Here is a 19,552-nt window from a genome sequence, read left to right as displayed (position 1 = left end):
TCGAATTGGAATCCCAAAGCAAGATTGAGCTGTAAAAGTGAATGGAGAATAGGTGTTAAATTCTATTTTTTAGCTGATTAACTATAGCTGAAGGGAACTGCGAGCCTTTTCTTTTATGAAAATGTGATAGAGCCACGTAACTTGGTTCTATCAATCAAAGGATGGGGATAAAATCACAGCCACATTGTAAATTTCATTGCCTATTCTAGGCTCACCATATCGAAATAAATAAGGAGGGTAAACAAAAATATACCACTATAGATTAAATTAAAATAAATAGCAGTACATTGAATCGCTCAATAAATATCAACTATCTTGTATTACCTATAACTTTTTCGATTAAATAGGCACAAAGCCCCTTATAGGAAAATAATGAATAAAAAAACGATTTACTCCCTTGCGGAAAATAATGAAGATTCCATAAATAATATCTGGTTAAGAAAAACATTAGGAGAAAATGTAACCGGGTCTCATTTTTTCAGTGATTTAATTCCTGATTTAGACGTGCTCGCTACCAGCGATAAGTTATCCTCAAGGCAAAAGGAAACCTTAAAAACGTGGTTAAATGAATATAAAAATGATTTTGGTGTCGACAAGAAAATATTAGAACAAATGTTAAATGATTTACCTGAGCTTGTTGGTAGTTATGATATGAACCTATTGGTGTTTGACCACAAATCAGGCGTTATAACTACTTTTCAGGAATTGATTTCTTCTGAGTCTTTACGTTCATCATTTCAACGTGGTTATTTGTACGAAAAGGGAGAGCAATTTGATAAAAAACTTCTTCTTTCGCTTGTACAAAAGTATACAAAGTATAAAGAGGAACAAAAACACGAAGATTATCTCTGGTTAAGAGCCATAATAAAAGAACATTCAAAAACCTCCTCTTCTAAAGATACTTTTGTTGCCTTAAACGCACTAGCCACCAGCGAGGAGTTGCCCTCAAAACAAAAGGAAGCCTTAAAAACGTGGTTAAACGAATATAAAAATAATTTTGGTATCGATAAGAAAGTTCTTGAGAAAACCTTGAATGATTTTCCGCAGTTCACCGATAGTTATGGTATGAATTTGTTGATGTTTGACGAAAGATCAAACATTGTTGTAACGACCTTTCAGGAAATCATTTCTTCTATATCTTTACGTTTATCATTTCAACGTGGTTATTTGTATGAGACGACAGGAGCTTCTTTCGATAAAAACACATTAGTTAGGCTTGTACAAAAGTATGAAGATGCTATAGACATTAAGCAAAGAGCCACAATAGAAAAAACATTGACTGATGTGGGGATTAACGCTCGTTATGATGACATATTGGAGATATATGATGGAAACATAACAATTGCAGCGACCTTCCAGACACTGTTTTATTTTCTATCTAAAGAAAGCTTCGTATCTCTGTTGAACAAGTATAAAAACCATCAAAGCATGATATATGACATACAAAGAGAATTTAAGTTAGGAGTGTCTAAGCTTGGAGAGGCAACACCACTCTATTTCCATCCAGAATCTAGCTATCAAGACGTGTATGAAGCTAGATATGAGCGGCTAGCAATTTCCTCTAAAGAGCGAATTGAGGAGGTTGAAGCTGAATTAAGGCATCTTTCCACTCTATTGCAGAGCTCACCTCGAGAGCCTGAAAATAATTACCTCTCAGCATATACAAGGGCAAGAATCCACAATATCGCAACGGCTAACAATGGCATTGATGCCTACCTTTTCAAAGGGCTGGATATCAACAGTTTCTTTAATTCGTACCTCATTTACACCTATATTGATAAAGATAGAACCGAGCGCAATATCATAAGTGTTAATGATTACCTTGGTAGCATTGCAACTCAACATTCTATTACAACCCGCAAAAATGTGAATGTTTTATGGCCAAAAGAGATTAAACCACCACTTCAAGTATTTTTGGAAGAGGAGAAAGTCAATATTGCCGAATTCCCCAAGTTCATGGATAAATGGCGAAAAGTAGAAAGTCAAAAAAGTAGCTTATCAACCAATATCCCATCACCTAGAAAGGCCTTTCAAAACACCTTAAATGACTTAGCCTCAGGGCATAACTTATTCGATGAGGTATTGGTTGAATATCGCGCTAAGGTTGATGATATGAATCTCCAAGCAGGAATAAGTATACTTTCACCTACACAAGAAAAAACATTTACAATCGCGGATATCCTTATGGGTAAAGAGCGTGAATGGCGAGCGTTGAATCTTGGTTACCGAGAGCGTGACTCAAAAGTTCTTTCTTCTAATATTTCGTCTGAGCTATTTCAAGAGCTTAAAAATGTGGATATGCAGAATAGCTACATTACTCAGCTTACAGAAATAAAAAATAATGGGCAATTTAAACAAAAATTCTATTCTTATGCTAGCTCTGTCATTGAATTACATGGACTGAACAAAAATCAGCACTACAGCATCCAAAATGCGCCTATGCTATTGATATTCCCTGATTCAAAAGGGGGACAGAGACTTGCCAGTACGTACTCCGTCGGCCTGAGTCCTGAGCATAGTCCTATCAAAGTGGTGTCCTTAGCGACCAACCAAGCCTATTCATTTCCCTCAATAAATGATTTCATCGATACCACTAAAAAAGAGGGTCAACTACGTGATTGGGTCTCGATGCATTTCCCGTTAGACTCTGATGCTAACTACGATGACATGGCCAGCACCCTATCAATGGGAGCCGGCGATTACTCGTATTTGTTTGAAGGCATAATAGACCAATATGCCAAAAATATGGATATATTAATCAGGTCTCATTCAGAAGCCAATGCGCTAAAATTCTTTGAAGTACTCGAGGCTACAAGCATCTTTTTACTCGTACCTACTTTAGCTATGAGTCCATTTGCGGGGTTTGTATATGGCTCTGCGTTAGTTGCAGCTCCACATCTGGGGAGAGCCGCGATTAGTGATACCCAAGATGAACGTGATAATCACTTAAAAAATGCTGGGATTGCAGTTGCCATTGAGGCGGCTTTTGAAGGAGGGGCCTATTTGGCTGGCAAAGGGCTTGGGCGTATTATTGGTGATCTAACAACACCAGTCAAAATTTCAGCAGACGGAGCGGATAGTCTGGCAAGGACACGCAAAGGGACGTTTGAAGTGTCTTCTAATGAGGGTATAAATTGGCACCATGGCAACAACAAAGAATATATTGCATGGCGTCATAAAATTGAAATGGAGCCACGGACTGTTGAGTTGTCTATTATTGGAGACGGTGATGGTCATCTCTTAACCGCTCCCTCAACCACTTCTCAATTAGTCCCACCCCGTAAAGTAAAAGGCTTTTTTACGTATTTGTGGAATATACGTGAACTTGATTTGATTGCAAAAGAGACCGCGAATCAGCTTCGATTACTGAGCTTTTCAGCAAAAAAAATATCAGGGTACACAGCCTTAAATATCACAAGAGAAATATCTGTTTCTGGGGTTAATTATGCTATGGGGATTGTTCCAGGCATACCCGGGGTGCATAGCATCATCGCTGGTACACCGGGGTCCCTATCAGGGGGGCTAGGTAATTTGATGATTAAAAAGACACTTAAAGCAGATTTATCATTCCAAATTAAAAAAGGCTCTAGTATTATTTCTTCTTCAAAAGACATGGCTAGGGATCTAACTTTTGCAGGAGGCACATCCCATAGTTTTCCGATGGCCCCCACTGATGCAGTAAGAGCCGTAGCCTCCAGAAACTTTGTCATTGAAAATATAGATAATGCAACAGCACGCATTTACAAAAAAGATGCCGTTGCACGCAATATCTTAGAGCAGCTACCTTCCGCTCGCCTGTTTGTCAAGAATAAAGCAATGAAAGCTCGTGCTGCAGTGCTGTCTATGCCTAGTAATGATTCTCGTATGACTAGGCTCCAAGAAGTTAAGGTAAGAGAGAGAGTTGCATTAGTGAATATTAATAATCTTGAAGATAAAGCTCAACAGCTGGCTTACCCAATCAAATATTTAAATGATAAAGGAATCGTTCCTGGGCCCAAAGGTGACACTCTATCGGCTGTATTGAGAGATAAGCCTAAACCTACAGGTGGACATTATCCTTACATTGATGATGCCCCATGACTCTGTTGAAAAACATAGATTCAGCTAACTTTCAGGCTGTCCGTTGCTATTGTTTAGTTAATGCTAGATTTTTAACGTCTAGCTCTAACCGTTAATATAAAGCCAATGGACACTCATCAGTGGCACTTAAATTCAGTGGCACTGACGGAATCGCAGGCCTCAAAAGAAACATAAACTTAGTCCTGCGAAATATAAGATTGAAGTGGATAAGCAGACCATCACTTGGATAGGTCAGGGCCACATACCTACCATGTTTTAAAAAAGGGCTCGATGAAGGTTTCGAACTCAGCGATTACGAGCGGATGTCGAACAGCGGCAAGTTAAATATTTCAATAATGGTATCAAACCTGATCATGCGCCGATAAAGAAGCTCACTGTCGCTACCGGTGAATTAAAATTACAAAAACGAGCCTGGTCAAGGCTTCAGGTATTCGAATTATTGCGGATGATAAATAATTTATGGTTACGTAATGATTAACGTAAAACCCTGGGGCGGGAGAGATCCGCCTTCATTAATCATCTCTTTAATATTGAAGCTGTTTACCTGGAGTTATCCGTAAAAAAGCCACTCACCCTTATATTTAAGGAGCGCAGTACTGGTCAGAGAAGTACGACGACTGATTGTCACCATACACTCCAATAGGCTTATGGAAGAACAGCTAAGGAACCTCTGGCGTTAGTGACTAACTTAACAATGAAAACTGTGCCCCTAAAAAACTGGTCAACATTTATCGAAAGCGGATGCAAATGGAAAAACGTTCAGAGACTTAAAAAATCCCGCCTATGGATTTAGTTTACGCCACAGCCGAACTCGTTCTGCTGCAAGGATGGGCAAAAGAGCTACTTAGGCGGCGAGTTTACTATCAAGTCTCGCGAAGTGAACTTATTAACGCCGCGAAAATGTTATCCGAAATATTCAGTACTCGTGGGTGTTGGGGGAATGAATTACGAGGGGAGCCTACAGGGTAGAGCCTATGTGATCCATTCTTTGCACCTCAGCACCGACAAAGACGCGGATCCGTTGTGCAATTGCATCAAACTCATTTGACCATTCAAGCTTAGGTTCAACAATCATGATAGGTTTCATAATAGACATTCCAAATGCCCCCATATGTAAACTTGTAACTAATACTTAACTAAGCGCTTTATCTTAAAGGCATATTTGCTCATAATATGCGAAAATTAACACCTTTAGATGTAAAACCGAACGGTCGCCTTGTTTATTTAATTCACTATGGGGTGATCAGCTAATTTTTAGATAAGAGATTAACCTGAAATTCAGGCTTATCAAATATTATCTAATCACTCAGCATCTCCACTATTTTCATTACTTTGCATAATTAGATCTCAAATGAACTCATACTCGCTCAAGAAAAAGATACTTATTTCCGTCGTAATAGCACTTTCACTCGTCATAGGTTTGCTTTCCTGGCAAAGCTATTCCAGCCAAAAATCTCTTTTGATGCGAGGCAGCATTGAGCAAGTTCAACGCTTGGGTGATCAACAAGCCCAACGGATCCAGGAGTGGTTATCGGATCGCCAAAGTGCCATAGCCGCCGTCGCAACCAAGTTAGAAGGCGATCCTCTTAATGCTCTACAACAAGCACAAGATTCCGGAGGTTTTCAATTAACCTATTTTGGCACTAAAACTGGGCAGATGCAGGACTCAGATCCCAGCATCGACCGTACCGGCTATGATCCCCGCAGCCGACCTTGGTACCAACAGGCCATGCGCGAACGCGGTCCTATCTTGACGAAACCTTATGTCGATGTTGCCTATAACATTCTGGTTGTTACCATGGCTCAACCCACCTCACAAGGTGTTGTGGGTGGTGACTTATCTATCGACAGTTTGGTCGATAGTATTAACAGAATGAAATTACCGGCGAATGGTTACGCCATCATGATGCATAAAGACGGCACGGTGATCGCATACAAAGACCAGAGCAAAACGATGCGACCCATAGGTGATATTGACAGTGAACTCAACCGTGGTTTGCCGGACTTAAGCCGCAAAACAGGCACACTGCTACCGGTATATTTTGAGAGCGAAGGTAAAGAGAAGCTGGTTTGGGGCGAAGAAATTCCAAACACGGATTGGGAATTGATTTTCATACTGGATAAAGCAACTTTAGAAGCCCCGCTATCAGCTCTCTTGCTCACTCAACTTGGCTTATCAGCCTTAATGTTATTTTTGAGTGTGATAGCAATCTCATGGTTACTTAGCGTGTTACTGGGACCCTTAAACCGAGTCTCTGTGGCACTGGCCAAAATAGCCGACGGTAATGGCGACTTAACTCAGCGCATCGAAGTCGATACCCAAGATGAGGTCGGTGTTCTTGCCGATAGCTTTAACCGTTTTGTCGGCAGTCAACATCTGCTTATCAGTCATATCCGCCAATTAGCCAGCGAACTCGATGCCGATGCTGAGCAAAGTTTAGCCACCAACCAAACGGCTGTTACCGAGCTGCAACGTCAACAACAAGAGGTGGATATGGTGGCCACAGCCGTTACAGAGATGGCCAGTGCGACTAATGAAATTGCCGCCAATGCTGAAAATACCGCGACCGCTGCACAACAATCGGCAGCCAGCAGCGAAGATGGTAAAGCCCTGGTAGATAAGACTCGCACCACCATCAACTCTTTAGCCAACGAAGTCGAGCAAGCTACAGATGTCATCGGCGATCTGAGCCGTCATGCTCAATCTATCTCGAGTATTCTCACGACAATTCAGGGCATTGCTGAGCAAACTAACTTACTCGCACTCAATGCCGCTATCGAGGCGGCCCGTGCGGGCGAACAAGGTCGTGGCTTTGCGGTTGTCGCAGATGAAGTACGGGTCTTGTCTCGTCGAACGCAAGATTCAACCCAAGAGATCAACACCACGATTGAGACGTTACGACACACAACAGAGAAGGCCGTTAACTTGATGGAGAGTAGTCAAGAATTAGCCAGTAACAGTGTGTCAGATGTCAATGAGGCGGCCAATGCCCTTGAGGAGATAACTCAAGCGGTCAATGCAATTTCAGAGATGGCGGGACAAATTGCGACAGCGGCCGAAGAGCAGACTCAAGTGACGGGTGAAATCACCCAAAATACCGTCGCAATTAAAGATGTCACCGATGAGATAACCGTGGCGGCGATGGCTGACTTATCACAAGCCAAGAAACTGAAAGATCGTGCCAACGATCTCAGCTCTCAGGTATCCACCTTCATCTTGTAATTGATTAATACCAATTGGTATAACAAGCCATAACCAAAGGGAGAGAATCATTCTCTCCCTTTTCTATCGGTGTGAATTCCCTCAACAAGCCATCCCCGGCTCATGGTCATCTAATCCCAATCAGACCTATGATTAACTCTTGGCTTTTTTCTTAGTGTAACGACGCTTCTTAAAAGAGCTCTTCGGCGCTTTGACCCCTTGTAAGGCTGTCGGCAGTTGTGAACCGGCTTGAGTGATCAAGTTGCTTAGAGAGTCGATGAGTGGCGTCATAAAACTTTGATACTTAGCTTCCTTACGACTGATGGCATCGAGATTACTCTCCCACAGTGCAGTCATATCCGGCGTGGTAGCACTCAAAGGTAGACTGTTAATCAGCCCCTTACCGACCTCGGTGGCAATAATGGTTTTGCCTTGTCTGCTGAGGAAGGTGCGCTTAAACAATAATTCTATGATGCCGGCTCGGGTCGCTTCGGTGCCCAGCCCATCAGTGTCTTTCAATATTTTTCGGACCTCAGGATCCGTCACATAGCGATTAATCCCCGTCATCGCACCAAGCAAGGTGGCGTCGGTAAAATGTTTCGGTGGCTGGGTCTGTTTCTCGATAAGCACACCAGCCCCGGAATGCAAAGACTGACCCTTCTTCAGGGCTGGCAACTTCTGCTGTGACTCATCATCGTCTTCCTTGCCAGCGCTAGCGCTATTTGCGTTACCAGCATTATTTCGCGCAAATAGCTGCTTCCAACCCTGCGCCCTTTCCTGCTTTGCCTTAGTCTTGAAGTGACCGCCTTCGATCAACACATGAACTTCAGTTTCGCTATAGAGGTAAGGCGGATAGAACTGGGCGAGATATTGACGAGCCACTTGCAGGTAGATTTGCCTCTCCCGAGCGCTAAGACTCGAGAGGTTGGCTCGTTTTTCTGTGGGTATGATGGCATGGTGAGCATCGACCTTACTGTCGTTCCAGGCCTTAGATTTTATCTTAGGATCTGGCTTATCACTTTTTTCGACTAACTCACCCGCCCCTGATAGCACCGCATCTATGACTTGAGGGGCTTGGGCAAACTGCTCCGCCGGCAAGTAACGACTGTCAGATCTGGGATAAGTGATCAACTTGTGTCGCTCATAAAGCGTCTGACAGGTGTCGAGCACCTCTTTGGCGCTCATACCATATCGCTTGGCTGCATCAATCTGCAGCGAAGATAGACTATAAGGTAGAGGCGCATTTTGCTGCTTATCTTTAGCAGTAACTTGAGTAACTTGTGCCGGTTTATCACTGATACGACCGGCGACATTCTGTGCCAGCCCTTTAGACAAGACTCTCCCTTCTTCATCCATATAAGGTTGGCAGGCTTCACTGGGTTGCCATTTGGCTGTAAACGCCTCATTTTTCTCTGTAGTCAGCTTGGCCAGAACTTCATAGAAAGACTTAGAAACAAAGTTAGCTATCTCTTCATCCCGGCGAACCACTAAACCTAACAAGGGAGTCTGCACTCGCCCTACTGATAACACGCCCTGATAACCCACCTTACGCCCTTGTAGTGTGTAGGCTCTGGTCATGTTCATACCATAGAGCCAATCGGCACGAGAACGAGCTAAAGCAGAAGTAGACAGGGGAATGAATTCCCGATTACTGCGCATCTGACCCAATGCACGTCTCACCGCTTGGGGGTTGAGATCACTGATCAGCAGACGCTGTGTCTTGTTAAGCTTATCGCCTTTAACGCCAAAATGAGAGATCACTTCGTCGACTAATAGCTGCCCCTCCCTGTCAGGATCGCCGGCATTAACCAGTTGTGAGGCTTTTTTTACTAAGCCCCTAAGCACGGTCAATTGACTGCGAGTTTTGGGCTTAGGATTCATCTTCCACTTTTCGGGAATGATGGGCAGATGCTCAAACTTCCACGACTTGTATGCGGCATCGTAGCTATCGGGCTCAGCCTGCTCCAACAGATGACCGATACACCAGGAAACACAATCACCGTTCGCCGCCATTATATGACCGTCACCCTTCTTGTGGGGTTTAGGCAGCACATCGGCGATGGCTCGCCCGAGGGAAGGTTTTTCTGCGATATAAAGAATCATAAGCGGAACTCAAACTACTGTACAAATTACCAGTAACTTTAGCCTAAAGAGACACTAGCTGCAATCACTGCAGGTATAATTCCCTACAATAGCACTGCAATACTTATTATTGTGTAAATTCAGTTGAGAATGATTATCATTTGGTTATTATTTAGCGACTAGCTAATCTTTTAAGCAGGTACATCATGATTGCATCGACCACAGAAACCGGCAGCGGCTTAGATAAGCTACTTCTATATCATTTCCTCATGGTGACCGCTGTCGCCCTGTTGATCACCCCTCTAATCACTGACAATAAAATCTTTGAATTGATGTTATTGGTGACCATGCAAATAGTCTTAACCTGTATCAGCACACTCATAGGATTGAGCATGGGACATACTGTGAGTAAACGTGCTGCTAGCGTACTCTTCGCCATCTGGATGCTCGTCTGGTGTGTTCATTTAGCTTAAATTACAGCTTGAGCTTGGAAAACGATAAATAAAGCGTTAACTCTACAATAAGAGAGTTAACGCTAATAAGTGGCTACAGCTAACTTTACATAAGGGATTAAGATAGGTAATTAAGAGAGTGGTAAGATGTAATCCAATCCACCTGTGATTGCGGAAACTTGCGCTAACACACAGTTCTCATCATCTACCTTAGGGCTATCCGGGTACACTTCTGTCGTGGTGGCATAGATGCTGTCACTAAAGCCGACGCACAGTCCCAGAGCCTTAGTAGCATAGTTAATTACGCCAAACTGAGACAAGGCGACACCGATAAGCTTACCTGCATCATCGGCTGGAGCTATGTGGGTAACCTTTTCTACCGACTCGATAATTGCAGTTTGAAATGCCTCGGCCGGAAGCTCAGTATTGCCCACCAGATAAAAACCATCGGGGATATTCCAATTGGTATGTTCCACCGCATCTCTGGCCGCTAAGGCCGGTCTGAACGCTGAGTTATCAGTATTTGTAGTTTCATGTAGATCGATATGCACTGTGATATCAATTCCTAAATCTGCAATATACGCCATCAAGGCCGCTGACTCTTCGGCCGGACTGTCTCGATAGAATGAGCGATTAGGATCGACCGCATTGGGATTCCAGCGGTTGATGGTTTCATATCCCCAGGGGCTAACACATGGGGCTACTAAGATATTAAACCTGTCCTCATACGCCTTAGCCTTGGTTTCCAAGAAACGTATCGCCCCTTGTACGCCACTGGTTTCATAGCCGTGAACCCCGCCCGTGACTAACACAGTCGGTTTATCTTCACTCCACTGCGTAGACTTGACCACAAACAAGGGGTATTCGCTGGGGTTATAAGACAAGGCGCCATACTGGTCGACTTGAAAGTGCTCGGCAAGTGGCGCAATTCTCGCGGCCACCTCAGCTTGATAGGAACGCTTAATCGTCTGCTTGGTTAACCAGAGTACCTTTTCCGCTGCGCCCCACTTCTGACCCGTGACGCCGATTGGATAAGTGTTTTCCTGTACCATCTTCATTCCCCAAAGTTTGAACAATAAAAAAGCCGACACTCAAAGTTGATATGTCGGCTTTCTAAACGTTAACTTGCCTTCGCTAAGAAGACACTCACTATTAAGCGAGTGTTTATGGATGACAAACGTTGTGAAGCTCTAAATTAGTACCGATATCTTTGCTGCGATTAGCCTTAGCATCATCATTACGTAACTGAGTGATATGATCCAGATAAGCCTGATCCACATCGTTAGTGATGTAGTTGCCATCGAATACCGAGGTCTCGAAACGCTTAATCTCAGGGTTCTCCATGCGAACCGCTTCAGCCAAGTCTTCAAGATCCTGGAAGATCATACCATCGGCACCAATCATCTTACTGATCTCGTCCACATCACGACCATGAGCAATCAACTCACTCGCCGTTGGCATATCGATACCATAGACGTTAGGGAAGCGAATTTCAGGAGCTGCAGAGGCAAAATACACCTTGTTAGCGCCGGCTTCACGAGCCATCTGGATGATCTGCTCTGAAGTCGTGCCACGAACCACAGAATCATCGACCAATAAGACATTCTTGCCCTTAAACTCGACACCTATGGCATTGAGTTTACGACGTACCGACTTCTTACGCTCTTGTTGACCAGGCATGATAAAAGTACGGCCGATGTAGCGATTTTTAACGAAACCTTGGCGATATGGAAGATCCAAGTGACGCGCTATCTCTAACGCAGTGTCACATGACGTTTCCGGAATCGGAATAATCACATCTATGTCATGATCTTCCCATTCACGCTTAATTTTTTCACCTAATTTAGCGCCCATGTTCACCCGGCTACCGTAGACAGAAACTTTATCTATGGTTGAGTCGGGACGTGCGAAGTAAACGAATTCGAATAAACAAGGCGCGTAGACGGGATCTTTAGCGCACTGACGTGTGTATAGCTCACCATCTTGGGAGATATACACGGCTTCGCCCGGCGCGATATCGCGCATCAGCTCGAAGCCAACCGCATCGAGTGCCACACTCTCGGAAGCAATCATATATTCGACGCCGTTCTCGGTCTCTTGCTTACCCAGTACCAGAGGACGAATACCGAATGGGTCACGAAAAGCAACCATACCTTGACCAATTATCAAGGCAACAACGGCATAAGCACCACGGATCAATGCGTGCACATTAGTCACCGCATCGAACACTTCATCGGCGCTTAAGTTCTCGTTTTTGCACTGCTGAAGCTCATCGGCCAGCAGGTTTAACAAGACTTCAGAGTCAGATGTGGTGTTCACGTGACGGCGCTGTTTAATCAGACGCTGATGTAACTCTACAGTATTGGTCAAATTGCCGTTATGGGCTAATGAAATACCAAATGGCGAGTTTACGTAGAAAGGTTGAGCCTCAGATGCACTCGAGCTGCCTGCGGTTGGATAACGGACATGGCCGATACCTATGTTACCTTGCAGGCGTTGCATATGTTTAACTTCAAATACGTCTTTTACCAGACCATTGGCCTTACGTAATCTAAACGCACTACCATCAACAGTCACGATACCAGCAGCATCTTGTCCGCGATGCTGGAGTACGGTTAGTGCATCATAGATAGGCTGATTAACCGATGACCGGCCAACTATTCCGACGATACCACACATGGGTGAGATTCCTCATTGTAAGATGTTCTGATAATTATAATTTTTAGTCGCAAAAGTCAGAATCGACTTAAGCTAAACCTACTAATGCTTTAATGCATTTTATATTTTGGGTACAAAGCTTGACGTATTTTCTATGTAGTCAAAAAACCACTGGATAACAACGCCAAATTCAGGCACGAGTGTTGAGCTCTGCCACCAATCCGTATTGGGTGCGCCCGTAAACGCATCCAGGAAAAACAGTAACGCACTGACAATTAAGGCGCCTCTCAAGGCACCGAAACACAAACCCAGGACTCTGTCGGTCCCGGATAACCCAGTTTTGTCGACCAACTGACCGATGAGATAATTAATTAACGCCCCGATGATAAGTGTCGCTATAAATAGAATAGCAACTGCGACGCCATTACGAAGCATTTCATCTTGCATTTGGGTGAGGTAAACCGCGAGGTCTTGATAAAACTGACTCGCGACAAAGAAGGCTGCAAACCAGACAACTAAAGACATGGCTTCTTTAGCGAAACCACGAAGCAAGCTGATTAGAGTCGAGACTCCGATAACAGTGAGAATGGCGTAATCGATCCAAACCATTTAATGATAATCCGACATAGGGTTAAGACGGCGGGATTTTAACAGAGACCGAGCACATTCTCACCCCCAAATGGGATAATTTATTGTTTCGATCTCTAATCACAGTTTTCGCTTAAGAGGCCGTTGGGCGATAAGCGACAATTCGTCCTTTAAGCTTGGTCAACTTCTCGATACCAGGTTGAAGCGACTGCAGCTTAGATTTGGAGAATTCAGGCCCGACAAACACCTTAGTCAACTTGCCATCGACGGGATTAGTCGGCAAGGTATAGGCATTGAAACCTCCGGCTCTAAGCTTGCTGATAAGGCCTTTAACATTGGCGGCATTATTGAAACTGCCTAGTTGTAATGTATAGGCTGAACTCGTCGGTACAACAGGCTCAACAACAGGTTTATTCGTCGGCTTCACAGCTGGCTTAACTTTAGGTTTACTCTTGGGCTTGCTCTGTGGCTTCACATTAGTAGTCACCGTCTGCTGTGGTTTTGGCTCTGTCTCGACCACTTCCCACTTTCCAGAATCGGATGTAGCGACCTGCTCTTCAGGCTGAAACGCTTGCTCCTTGTCACTGAGGTCAACCGCTTGTATCGCCTCATCGGGCAAGGTCATCTCGGCAACTTGAGGACGCAGGGGGATCTCGGAAAATTGTTCTTCTTGTTGCACTTTCTTGCCATCGAGAACATCGGGGAGGAAAATGACCCCTAATGCAACGAAGACTATGACGCCCACTAAACGGTTCTGAAAATGACCCGACGACTTGTTATCTTGCTCTTTATCCTTTGTATCCATGATTAATCACGACCACCCAGTTCGATATTTTTAAACTCTGCCACAGTGTAAAAGGAGCCAAATACAATTACTACATCTCCTTGGCATATTTCTGCAGCAATTGCGCGCCAAGCCGACTCTACTGAATCGAAGTGCTTAGCATCGGACAATGCGCCACCTGTATGTTGAACGTGTTCCACAAATACCTTTTTGAGGGCCTCTCCTGAGGCGCTACGCTCAGTTTTTAGGCTGGAAAATGCCCACATATCGACCTGTGGTGCCAGCGTCTCGATAACTTGACGACAATCCTTATCTTTTAACATGCCACATAAAGCAAATAACCGCTTAGCTTGATGCTTTTCAAGCTGTTTAGCCAGATAACGTGCGGCATGAGGATTATGGGCCACATCAAGCAAGACCAGAGGCTGCTCGCTGACCACTTCGAGCCGACCTGTGAGTCTTGCCCCTTGTATGCCTTGGCGAATGATGTCATCACTGAGTCGAGGCCAGCCCAGCTCGAGTAAGGCTAGTGCCGTTGCCGCATTGGGCAATGGCAGCGAAGGCAGAGGAATATCACTAATGGTTTGTAGACCGCTAAACTGCCAGAAACCAGCCTCACAGCGATAGCTAAATTCGTGACCGACGCGATGTAACACTGCACCTAGATCATTGGCATATTCAACCACACAGGCTGGCAAATCAGGCTCGCCGATTATCGCGGGTTTATTGGCGCGCAAGATGCCCGCTTTTTCCATGCCCACGGACTCACGGGTATCGCCAAGATATTCTTGGTGATCGAGATCGATTGAGGTAATAACGGCAATATCGGCATCGATAATATTGATGGCGTCTAATCGGCCGCCCAGTCCGACCTCCAATAACACGGTATCTAACTTAGCCGCTTTGAAGATATATAAGCCTGCCAAAGTAGCAAACTCGAAGTAGCTCAGGGAGATATCACCACGAGCCTGATTGATGGCATCGAATGCTTGAATAAAAAGCCCGTCATCGACATCTTTGCCATCAATACGGACCCGTTCATTGTATTTGAGCATATGGGGCGAGCTATAAACGCCGACGCTTTCCCCTGCCAGAAGTAACACCTGTTCGACCATGGCACAGGTGGTTCCCTTGCCATTGGTACCAGCAACAGTGATCACCTTAGTGGTACCGAGATCCCTAAGCCCGAGTCGATCGGCCACTTGTGATACTCGCCCAAGCCCCATCTCTATCTCAGTTGGGTGTATGGCGAGCAAGTAATCTAACCAGATATCTAAACTGGCATCTTGAGCGGGAGCGTTAATCATGATTATTCTGCTCTTGATAATTAATTAGAAATTTCACCACACAGTGGTGCCGATATATACCCAAGCTACCTCAAGGTGCTCGTTTCAGAGCCCCCGTAGGATAGCTGAACAAGGCAGTGATTGAGAGAATGGTTACTCCCTTGTCGATAGCACTAACGCAGTGCAGTTATTCTACGGGAGCTCCCGCAGGGCAAGGCGAGAAGCAACATTTTTCTGCGTTATGAAATATTGAATTAGAATAACTAGTACTACTCTTTCATGCCTTGAACTCTGTCACTTCTCGACATGCTGAATCCTGTATTTTGAAGTAGTTTGGGTATAGATGCCTAGCAGCGCTATCAATCCAACATAAATAGCGGACCGAGTGCTAATTTTGGCAGTTCATATTTAACCGGATAGGTCACATCAACCATATAGAGCCCATTCGGCTTCGCCGTGGGGGCCGCCTTGCTTCTGTCCTTGAGCGCTAACAGGTCGACAATCCAGTCTTCATTCTGATGACCTAAACCAATTTCAATCAATGAACCTACGATATTTCGCACCATATGATGCAAGAAGGCATTCGCCTTGATATCCACACATAAGTACATGCCCTGGCGGGTCACATTGACCTCATGGACATGTCGAAACGGGGTTTTAGACTGACAGTGCAGCGCTCTGAAACTGGTAAAGTCATGCTCACCGACAAAATGCTGCGCCGCATGATGCATCTTGTTCTCGTCGAGTTGACCGCGATAATGACTCACACCCGAACGTAAGATCCCGGGTCTTAAATGATAGTTATAGATGATGTAACGATAACGTCTGGCCGTCGCGGAGAAGCGAGCATGAAAATCTTCATCGACCAGCTTCACCCATTTGACCGCGATGTCATCGGGCAAGTTCACATTCACGCCTAAGGTCCAGGCACTCTCTTTACGAATAGCCGTAGTCTCGAAGTGAACCACTTGTCCCGTACCATGAACGCCTGAGTCGGTTCTACCCGCGCAGTGAACGGTAATGGGTTGATTGGCTACTTTTGACAGGGCTCGCTCTAATTGAGCCTGGACCGTGTCAACTTCGAGCTGACGCTGCCAGCCATAATACTTGCTGCCATCATATTCGATACCTAACGCTACTCGCATACACCCTCTTTGAACCTGTCTCTGTCGCCACTCATGCTATCAATCATGGGGGTTAGCTCGTTATGAAGAAAACCCAGAGAAGTTATTTAACCTATTTGGGCGCGGATTTTAGCACACACTTGAATTACAGATAAGAAAAACGGCGCTTGATGCGCCGTTATTTTTAGAAGTGGGACAAATTTAATCTAAGGAAGTGATTAAACCATTCGCTTCCTCTTTTTGCCTGTCATTACCATCGAGCAGCACCTCTTTAAGCAAGGCTTTCGCGCTGTCGTTATCATCAATCTCTATATAGGCCCTGGCGAGATCTAACTTGGCATTGACTGAATTCTCTTCATCATCAACGTCCACCATGGCAGCATTACCCATCAGGCTGTCCAGCTCTCCCATGTCGACATCTAGCTCTTTATATTGATCCGTGTCCACCACCTCTTCATCAGCCTCATTGAGTAGACGATCGATATCGATAAAACCATTGTCCTTCTGGAAGCTGGTAAGGTCATGTTCAGGTACTGCGACCGCAGGAGATTTAGACAACTCTTTAGCATCGAGAGCGGCTAGTGCTTCGTCGACAGTTAGCTTTTCTTCATCCAGATTCAAAGAAATTTCGCTATCTGCAATTTTGTCACTAGCATCTGATGATGGACTTAGCAGCTCATCATTACTCGCAGGCACAATGATTGGCTCTTGGACATCGGCACTCGACTCCCAATCTAGGCTGTTATCATCGGCTTTCTTACCGCCTTTGAGATCGGCAAACATGCCGCCAGCAGGTTTACTTGCCACAGGGTCTTGGCCAGCTTTAGGATCGACAGCCTCAAGGTCGGCTAACAATGAGTCCAGCGCATCGTCGCTGCTAGGCTCACGTTCAGCGCTAGGCTCTAGCAGGCTGTCATCCAAGGTTTCAGGTATATCGAGCTGGTCGGCAATATCGAACTCGGCAAGTAATGAATCAAGATCATCTTCACTATCTGCAGTCGTCTCTACTTCGCCTTCGAGTTCGGCAGAAATAGCCTCGCTAAGATCGTCCTCAGGCTCGGCAGCTATTTCAGAAGGACTTTCCTCTACTAAAGCGTCTTCTACCGGAGAGTCTTGGCTTGGTGCATCATTCTTTTCATCAAAACCCGCCAACAGAGCATCAAGATCTTCAGCACTGGCATCTTGATTTGCATCCACTTCACCTTCGAGCTCGGCAGAAATAGCCTCGCTAAGATCGGGGTCAACAATCGTCTCGCCGCTGGTATCCTCTGCAGGCGCATCGAACCCTGCCAGTAAGGCATCTAAATCGTCTGCGCTCTCTTTGTCAGCGCTTTCTTTTTCAACAATCTCTTCACCGGATGTATCTTCCTCGGCGGTCATAGTGACATCTTGCTCTAATTCGGCAGCGATCTCTTCTGAAAGATTAGCAGCATCATCACTCGGTGTATCGACAGCTTCATCGAACCCCGCTAATAGAGAATCTAAATCATCTTCTGCGACAAGGTCATTCTGGGTTTTGGTCTCACTTTCTGTTTCAGCCTCTGCCTGAGTACTTGCTGCATCGGCAGGCTCATCGAAGCCCGCTAAAAGCGAATCTAAATCATCTTCTGCGACAACTTCACTCTGAATTTCGGTTTCGGTCTCACTCTCTGGCTCTACCTGAGTACTTACTGCATCGGCAGGCTCATCGAAACCCGCTAACAGAGAATCCAGGTCATCCGCTGAGACGATTTCACTGCTTGAATCATCAGAGCTGCTAAGTTCAGTGCTCTCTTCTACAGTGTCAGTTTCAACAGGGGTTTCTTCTACTGGAGCCTCTTCATCTGGGGCTTCATCCTTAGCAGGCTCATCGAAACCCGCTAGTAGAGAATCTAAATCGTCTTCACCCGCTTTAGCTTCCTCTTCATCTTGCTCCCCCATCGCCTCGGCCCAGAGGTCATCCAAAGACTGGCCTTCCTCTTCGACAGCTTCCTCACTCGGAGTTTCACCTGTATCAACAAACATATCTGAGGCCAGATCCACCTGGTCATCACTACTCATATCCACTTCCGGCTGCAACTCGGCCGTATCTATGTTCATGAGTGAATCGATAGAGTCATCATCTTCGGTATCTAGATGAACTGCCATGGCTTCAAGATCTTCTGCTGGCGCCGATGTAGCTTCTGCTTCAGCAGGGGCGCTCGGCACGGGTGTATCCTCAACATCAATTTCCTTAGCAGTTTCCTCTTCTGTACCAGCGCCTTCATCACGGCGACGTCTTAAGAATAACCACAAAAACACCAATACCAGTAATGCGGGAATAGAGATAGCCGCGATTAACATCAGAGGGTTGCTCATCAGATCACGCCACAGTGCTGTATCTTCCTCAGGCTCAGCAGTTTGCAGCGCATTAACCTGCTCTTGTAAAGATTTAACTTCTTCGCTGAGCCCGGCACCTTGCAGCTTACTCGCTTGCAGCTGCTCTTCTAAAATGGCAACCTGTTCATCGAGTTCGCCAATCTTATTCTTCAATGTATCTGTATCTGAATCGCCTAAATCCAACTGATCCTGAGCCCTGCCTAGCTCATCTGTGAGTTGCAGGTTTTTAGCTTCCGCCGCTTCGAGCTTAGCCGTTAGCTCGGTCAAAACCTGGTTTGCTGCAGGTTTCTGAGCCACACTCGTGTCGGCTGGGACAATAGGTAAGGTGACGGGTCTGGCTGGCGTACTTGTTGGGGCTTGTGTTGTTGGTGCTGCTTGCACAACTTTAGGCTGAGTCGTTTTCTTCCAGCCTTTATCATCTCTTTCAGCCCGCGATTTAGCCATACTTTTAGGAATGGCCGACATCAAGTCTTTTGACGGAATGAGCAGTATCATGCCTTTTTCTAGACTATTAAAGTTGGCGTTAGAAAAAGCATGAGGGTTGGCATCATAGATAGCCGCCATGACCTGATAGATACTGACACTGTTATCAGGGCGAACTTTTTGAGCTATGCTCCAGAAAGTATCGGAAGACCGAGTCGGGCCATACTGACGATTAGTTTGCCTCATCTCACCATCGGGGCCAGTGATCTTCAGCGGCTCAGCAGCAAAAGCCGTTTGGACCAGAGGACTAACAGAAAAAACGAGTAGAGCTGAGGCCATCAGACCGACAAGATACGAAGTGCGAAAGTTCATCAATTCTTCCCTTTCAAGCGCAGTGATGCTGCAATTCCAGCAGCGAAGCTTTAGGCAATTGTATTTATTGAGATTACTATAAACCAGAAATCACAGGTCTGCTACTGTTCACAATTCAAAAACAACTGCTAAAACAAAAAAAG

At 45.2% G+C, this 19,552-nt stretch carries 12 protein-coding genes and 2 pseudogenes; 5 read left to right on the top strand and 9 right to left on the bottom strand.

The features are described 5' to 3' along the window. Window positions 1-372 precede the first annotated feature (372 nt). The 3 genes and pseudogenes from FS373_RS03010 to FS373_RS31810 form a co-directional block, all read left to right on the top strand. Entirely contained in the window at window positions 373-4,080 is a 3,708-nt protein-coding gene (locus FS373_RS03010) for a hypothetical protein (protein ID WP_152829007.1), read from the top strand. Between the two features lie 289 nt (window positions 4,081-4,369). Then, window positions 4,370-4,624: pseudogene (locus FS373_RS03005) on the top strand (DDE-type integrase/transposase/recombinase); the annotation flags it as partial. A gap of 6 nt (window positions 4,625-4,630) precedes the next feature. Next, window positions 4,631-5,049 (top strand): annotated as a pseudogene (locus FS373_RS31810) (transposase); the annotation flags it as partial. On the opposite strand, the gene FS373_RS03000 reads toward FS373_RS31810, so the two are convergent. After that, window positions 5,039-5,167, bottom strand: a complete 129-nt coding sequence (locus FS373_RS03000; RefSeq protein WP_185976854.1) for a GrpB family protein — start codon at window positions 5,165-5,167, stop codon at window positions 5,039-5,041. The pseudogene FS373_RS31810 and the gene FS373_RS03000 sit on opposite strands and share 11 nt — an antisense overlap. Before the next feature lie 264 nt (window positions 5,168-5,431). On the opposite strand from FS373_RS03000, the gene FS373_RS02995 reads away from it, so the two are divergent. Continuing rightward, a complete protein-coding gene (locus FS373_RS02995) occupies window positions 5,432-7,303 on the top strand; it encodes a methyl-accepting chemotaxis protein (protein ID WP_152829006.1) in 1,872 nt (623 codons plus the stop codon). A gap of 132 nt (window positions 7,304-7,435) precedes the next feature. Here FS373_RS02995 and FS373_RS02990 read toward each other — a convergent pair whose 3' ends face one another. Continuing rightward, window positions 7,436-9,385, bottom strand: a complete 1,950-nt coding sequence (locus tag FS373_RS02990) for a DNA topoisomerase III (protein WP_152829005.1) — start codon at window positions 9,383-9,385, stop codon at window positions 7,436-7,438. A 185-nt stretch (window positions 9,386-9,570) separates the two neighbouring features. On the opposite strand from FS373_RS02990, the gene FS373_RS02985 reads away from it, so the two are divergent. Further along, entirely contained in the window at window positions 9,571-9,837 is a 267-nt protein-coding gene (locus FS373_RS02985) for a hypothetical protein (protein ID WP_144047175.1), read from the top strand. A 110-nt stretch (window positions 9,838-9,947) separates the two neighbouring features. Here the strand turns inward: FS373_RS02985 and FS373_RS02980 are convergent, their stop codons facing one another. The 7 genes from FS373_RS02980 to FS373_RS02950 form a co-directional block, all read right to left on the bottom strand. After that, window positions 9,948-10,868, bottom strand: a complete 921-nt coding sequence (locus FS373_RS02980; protein ID WP_152829004.1) for a M14 family metallocarboxypeptidase — start codon at window positions 10,866-10,868, stop codon at window positions 9,948-9,950. Window positions 10,869-10,980: 112 nt separating this feature from the next. Further along, on the bottom strand, window positions 10,981-12,495 hold the full coding sequence (purF, locus tag FS373_RS02975; RefSeq protein ID WP_144047177.1) for an amidophosphoribosyltransferase: 1,515 nt from the start codon (window positions 12,493-12,495) through the stop codon (window positions 10,981-10,983). A 99-nt stretch (window positions 12,496-12,594) separates the two neighbouring features. Next, window positions 12,595-13,083, bottom strand: a complete 489-nt coding sequence (locus FS373_RS02970) for a CvpA family protein (protein WP_144047178.1) — start codon at window positions 13,081-13,083, stop codon at window positions 12,595-12,597. Between the two features lie 112 nt (window positions 13,084-13,195). After that, window positions 13,196-13,867, bottom strand: a complete 672-nt coding sequence (gene dedD / locus FS373_RS02965) for a cell division protein DedD (protein ID WP_144047179.1) — start codon at window positions 13,865-13,867, stop codon at window positions 13,196-13,198. 2 nt (window positions 13,868-13,869) lie between these two features. After that, entirely contained in the window at window positions 13,870-15,153 is a 1,284-nt protein-coding gene (gene folC / locus FS373_RS02960; protein WP_144047180.1) for a bifunctional tetrahydrofolate synthase/dihydrofolate synthase, read from the bottom strand. Between the two features lie 338 nt (window positions 15,154-15,491). Next, the gene (gene truA, locus FS373_RS02955; RefSeq protein ID WP_144047181.1) at window positions 15,492-16,277 is read right to left on the bottom strand and encodes a tRNA pseudouridine(38-40) synthase TruA; all 786 of its coding nucleotides are present in this window, start codon (window positions 16,275-16,277) and stop codon (window positions 15,492-15,494) included. A 180-nt stretch (window positions 16,278-16,457) separates the two neighbouring features. Further along, complete coding sequence (locus FS373_RS02950; RefSeq protein WP_152829003.1) at window positions 16,458-19,409, bottom strand: FimV/HubP family polar landmark protein; 2,952 nt, start codon at window positions 19,407-19,409, stop codon at window positions 16,458-16,460. Between the last annotated feature and the right edge of the window lie 143 nt (window positions 19,410-19,552).

The organism is Shewanella sp. YLB-07, assembly GCF_009377275.1.
The sequence above is the reverse complement of the archived record's forward strand: the minus strand, read 5'-3'. Positions and strand labels throughout refer to the sequence as shown.

Excerpts from the sequence above, each read along its gene's own strand:
- FS373_RS03010 (WP_152829007.1), top strand. The coding sequence starts at position 373 with ATGAATAAAAAAACGATTTACTCCCTTGCGGAAAATAATGAAGATTCC.
- FS373_RS03000 (WP_185976854.1), bottom strand. The coding sequence starts at position 5,167 with ATGAAACCTATCATGATTGTTGAACCTAAGCTTGAATGGTCAAATGAG.
- FS373_RS02995 (WP_152829006.1), top strand. The coding sequence starts at position 5,432 with ATGAACTCATACTCGCTCAAGAAAAAGATACTTATTTCCGTCGTAATA.
- FS373_RS02990 (WP_152829005.1), bottom strand. The coding sequence starts at position 9,385 with ATGATTCTTTATATCGCAGAAAAACCTTCCCTCGGGCGAGCCATCGCC.
- FS373_RS02985 (WP_144047175.1), top strand. The coding sequence starts at position 9,571 with ATGATTGCATCGACCACAGAAACCGGCAGCGGCTTAGATAAGCTACTT.
- FS373_RS02980 (WP_152829004.1), bottom strand. The coding sequence starts at position 10,868 with ATGGTACAGGAAAACACTTATCCAATCGGCGTCACGGGTCAGAAGTGG.
- purF (WP_144047177.1), bottom strand. The coding sequence starts at position 12,495 with ATGTGTGGTATCGTCGGAATAGTTGGCCGGTCATCGGTTAATCAGCCT.
- FS373_RS02970 (WP_144047178.1), bottom strand. The coding sequence starts at position 13,083 with ATGGTTTGGATCGATTACGCCATTCTCACTGTTATCGGAGTCTCGACT.
- dedD (WP_144047179.1), bottom strand. The coding sequence starts at position 13,867 with ATGGATACAAAGGATAAAGAGCAAGATAACAAGTCGTCGGGTCATTTT.
- folC (WP_144047180.1), bottom strand. The coding sequence starts at position 15,153 with ATGATTAACGCTCCCGCTCAAGATGCCAGTTTAGATATCTGGTTAGAT.
- truA (WP_144047181.1), bottom strand. The coding sequence starts at position 16,277 with ATGCGAGTAGCGTTAGGTATCGAATATGATGGCAGCAAGTATTATGGC.
- FS373_RS02950 (WP_152829003.1), bottom strand. The coding sequence starts at position 19,409 with ATGAACTTTCGCACTTCGTATCTTGTCGGTCTGATGGCCTCAGCTCTA.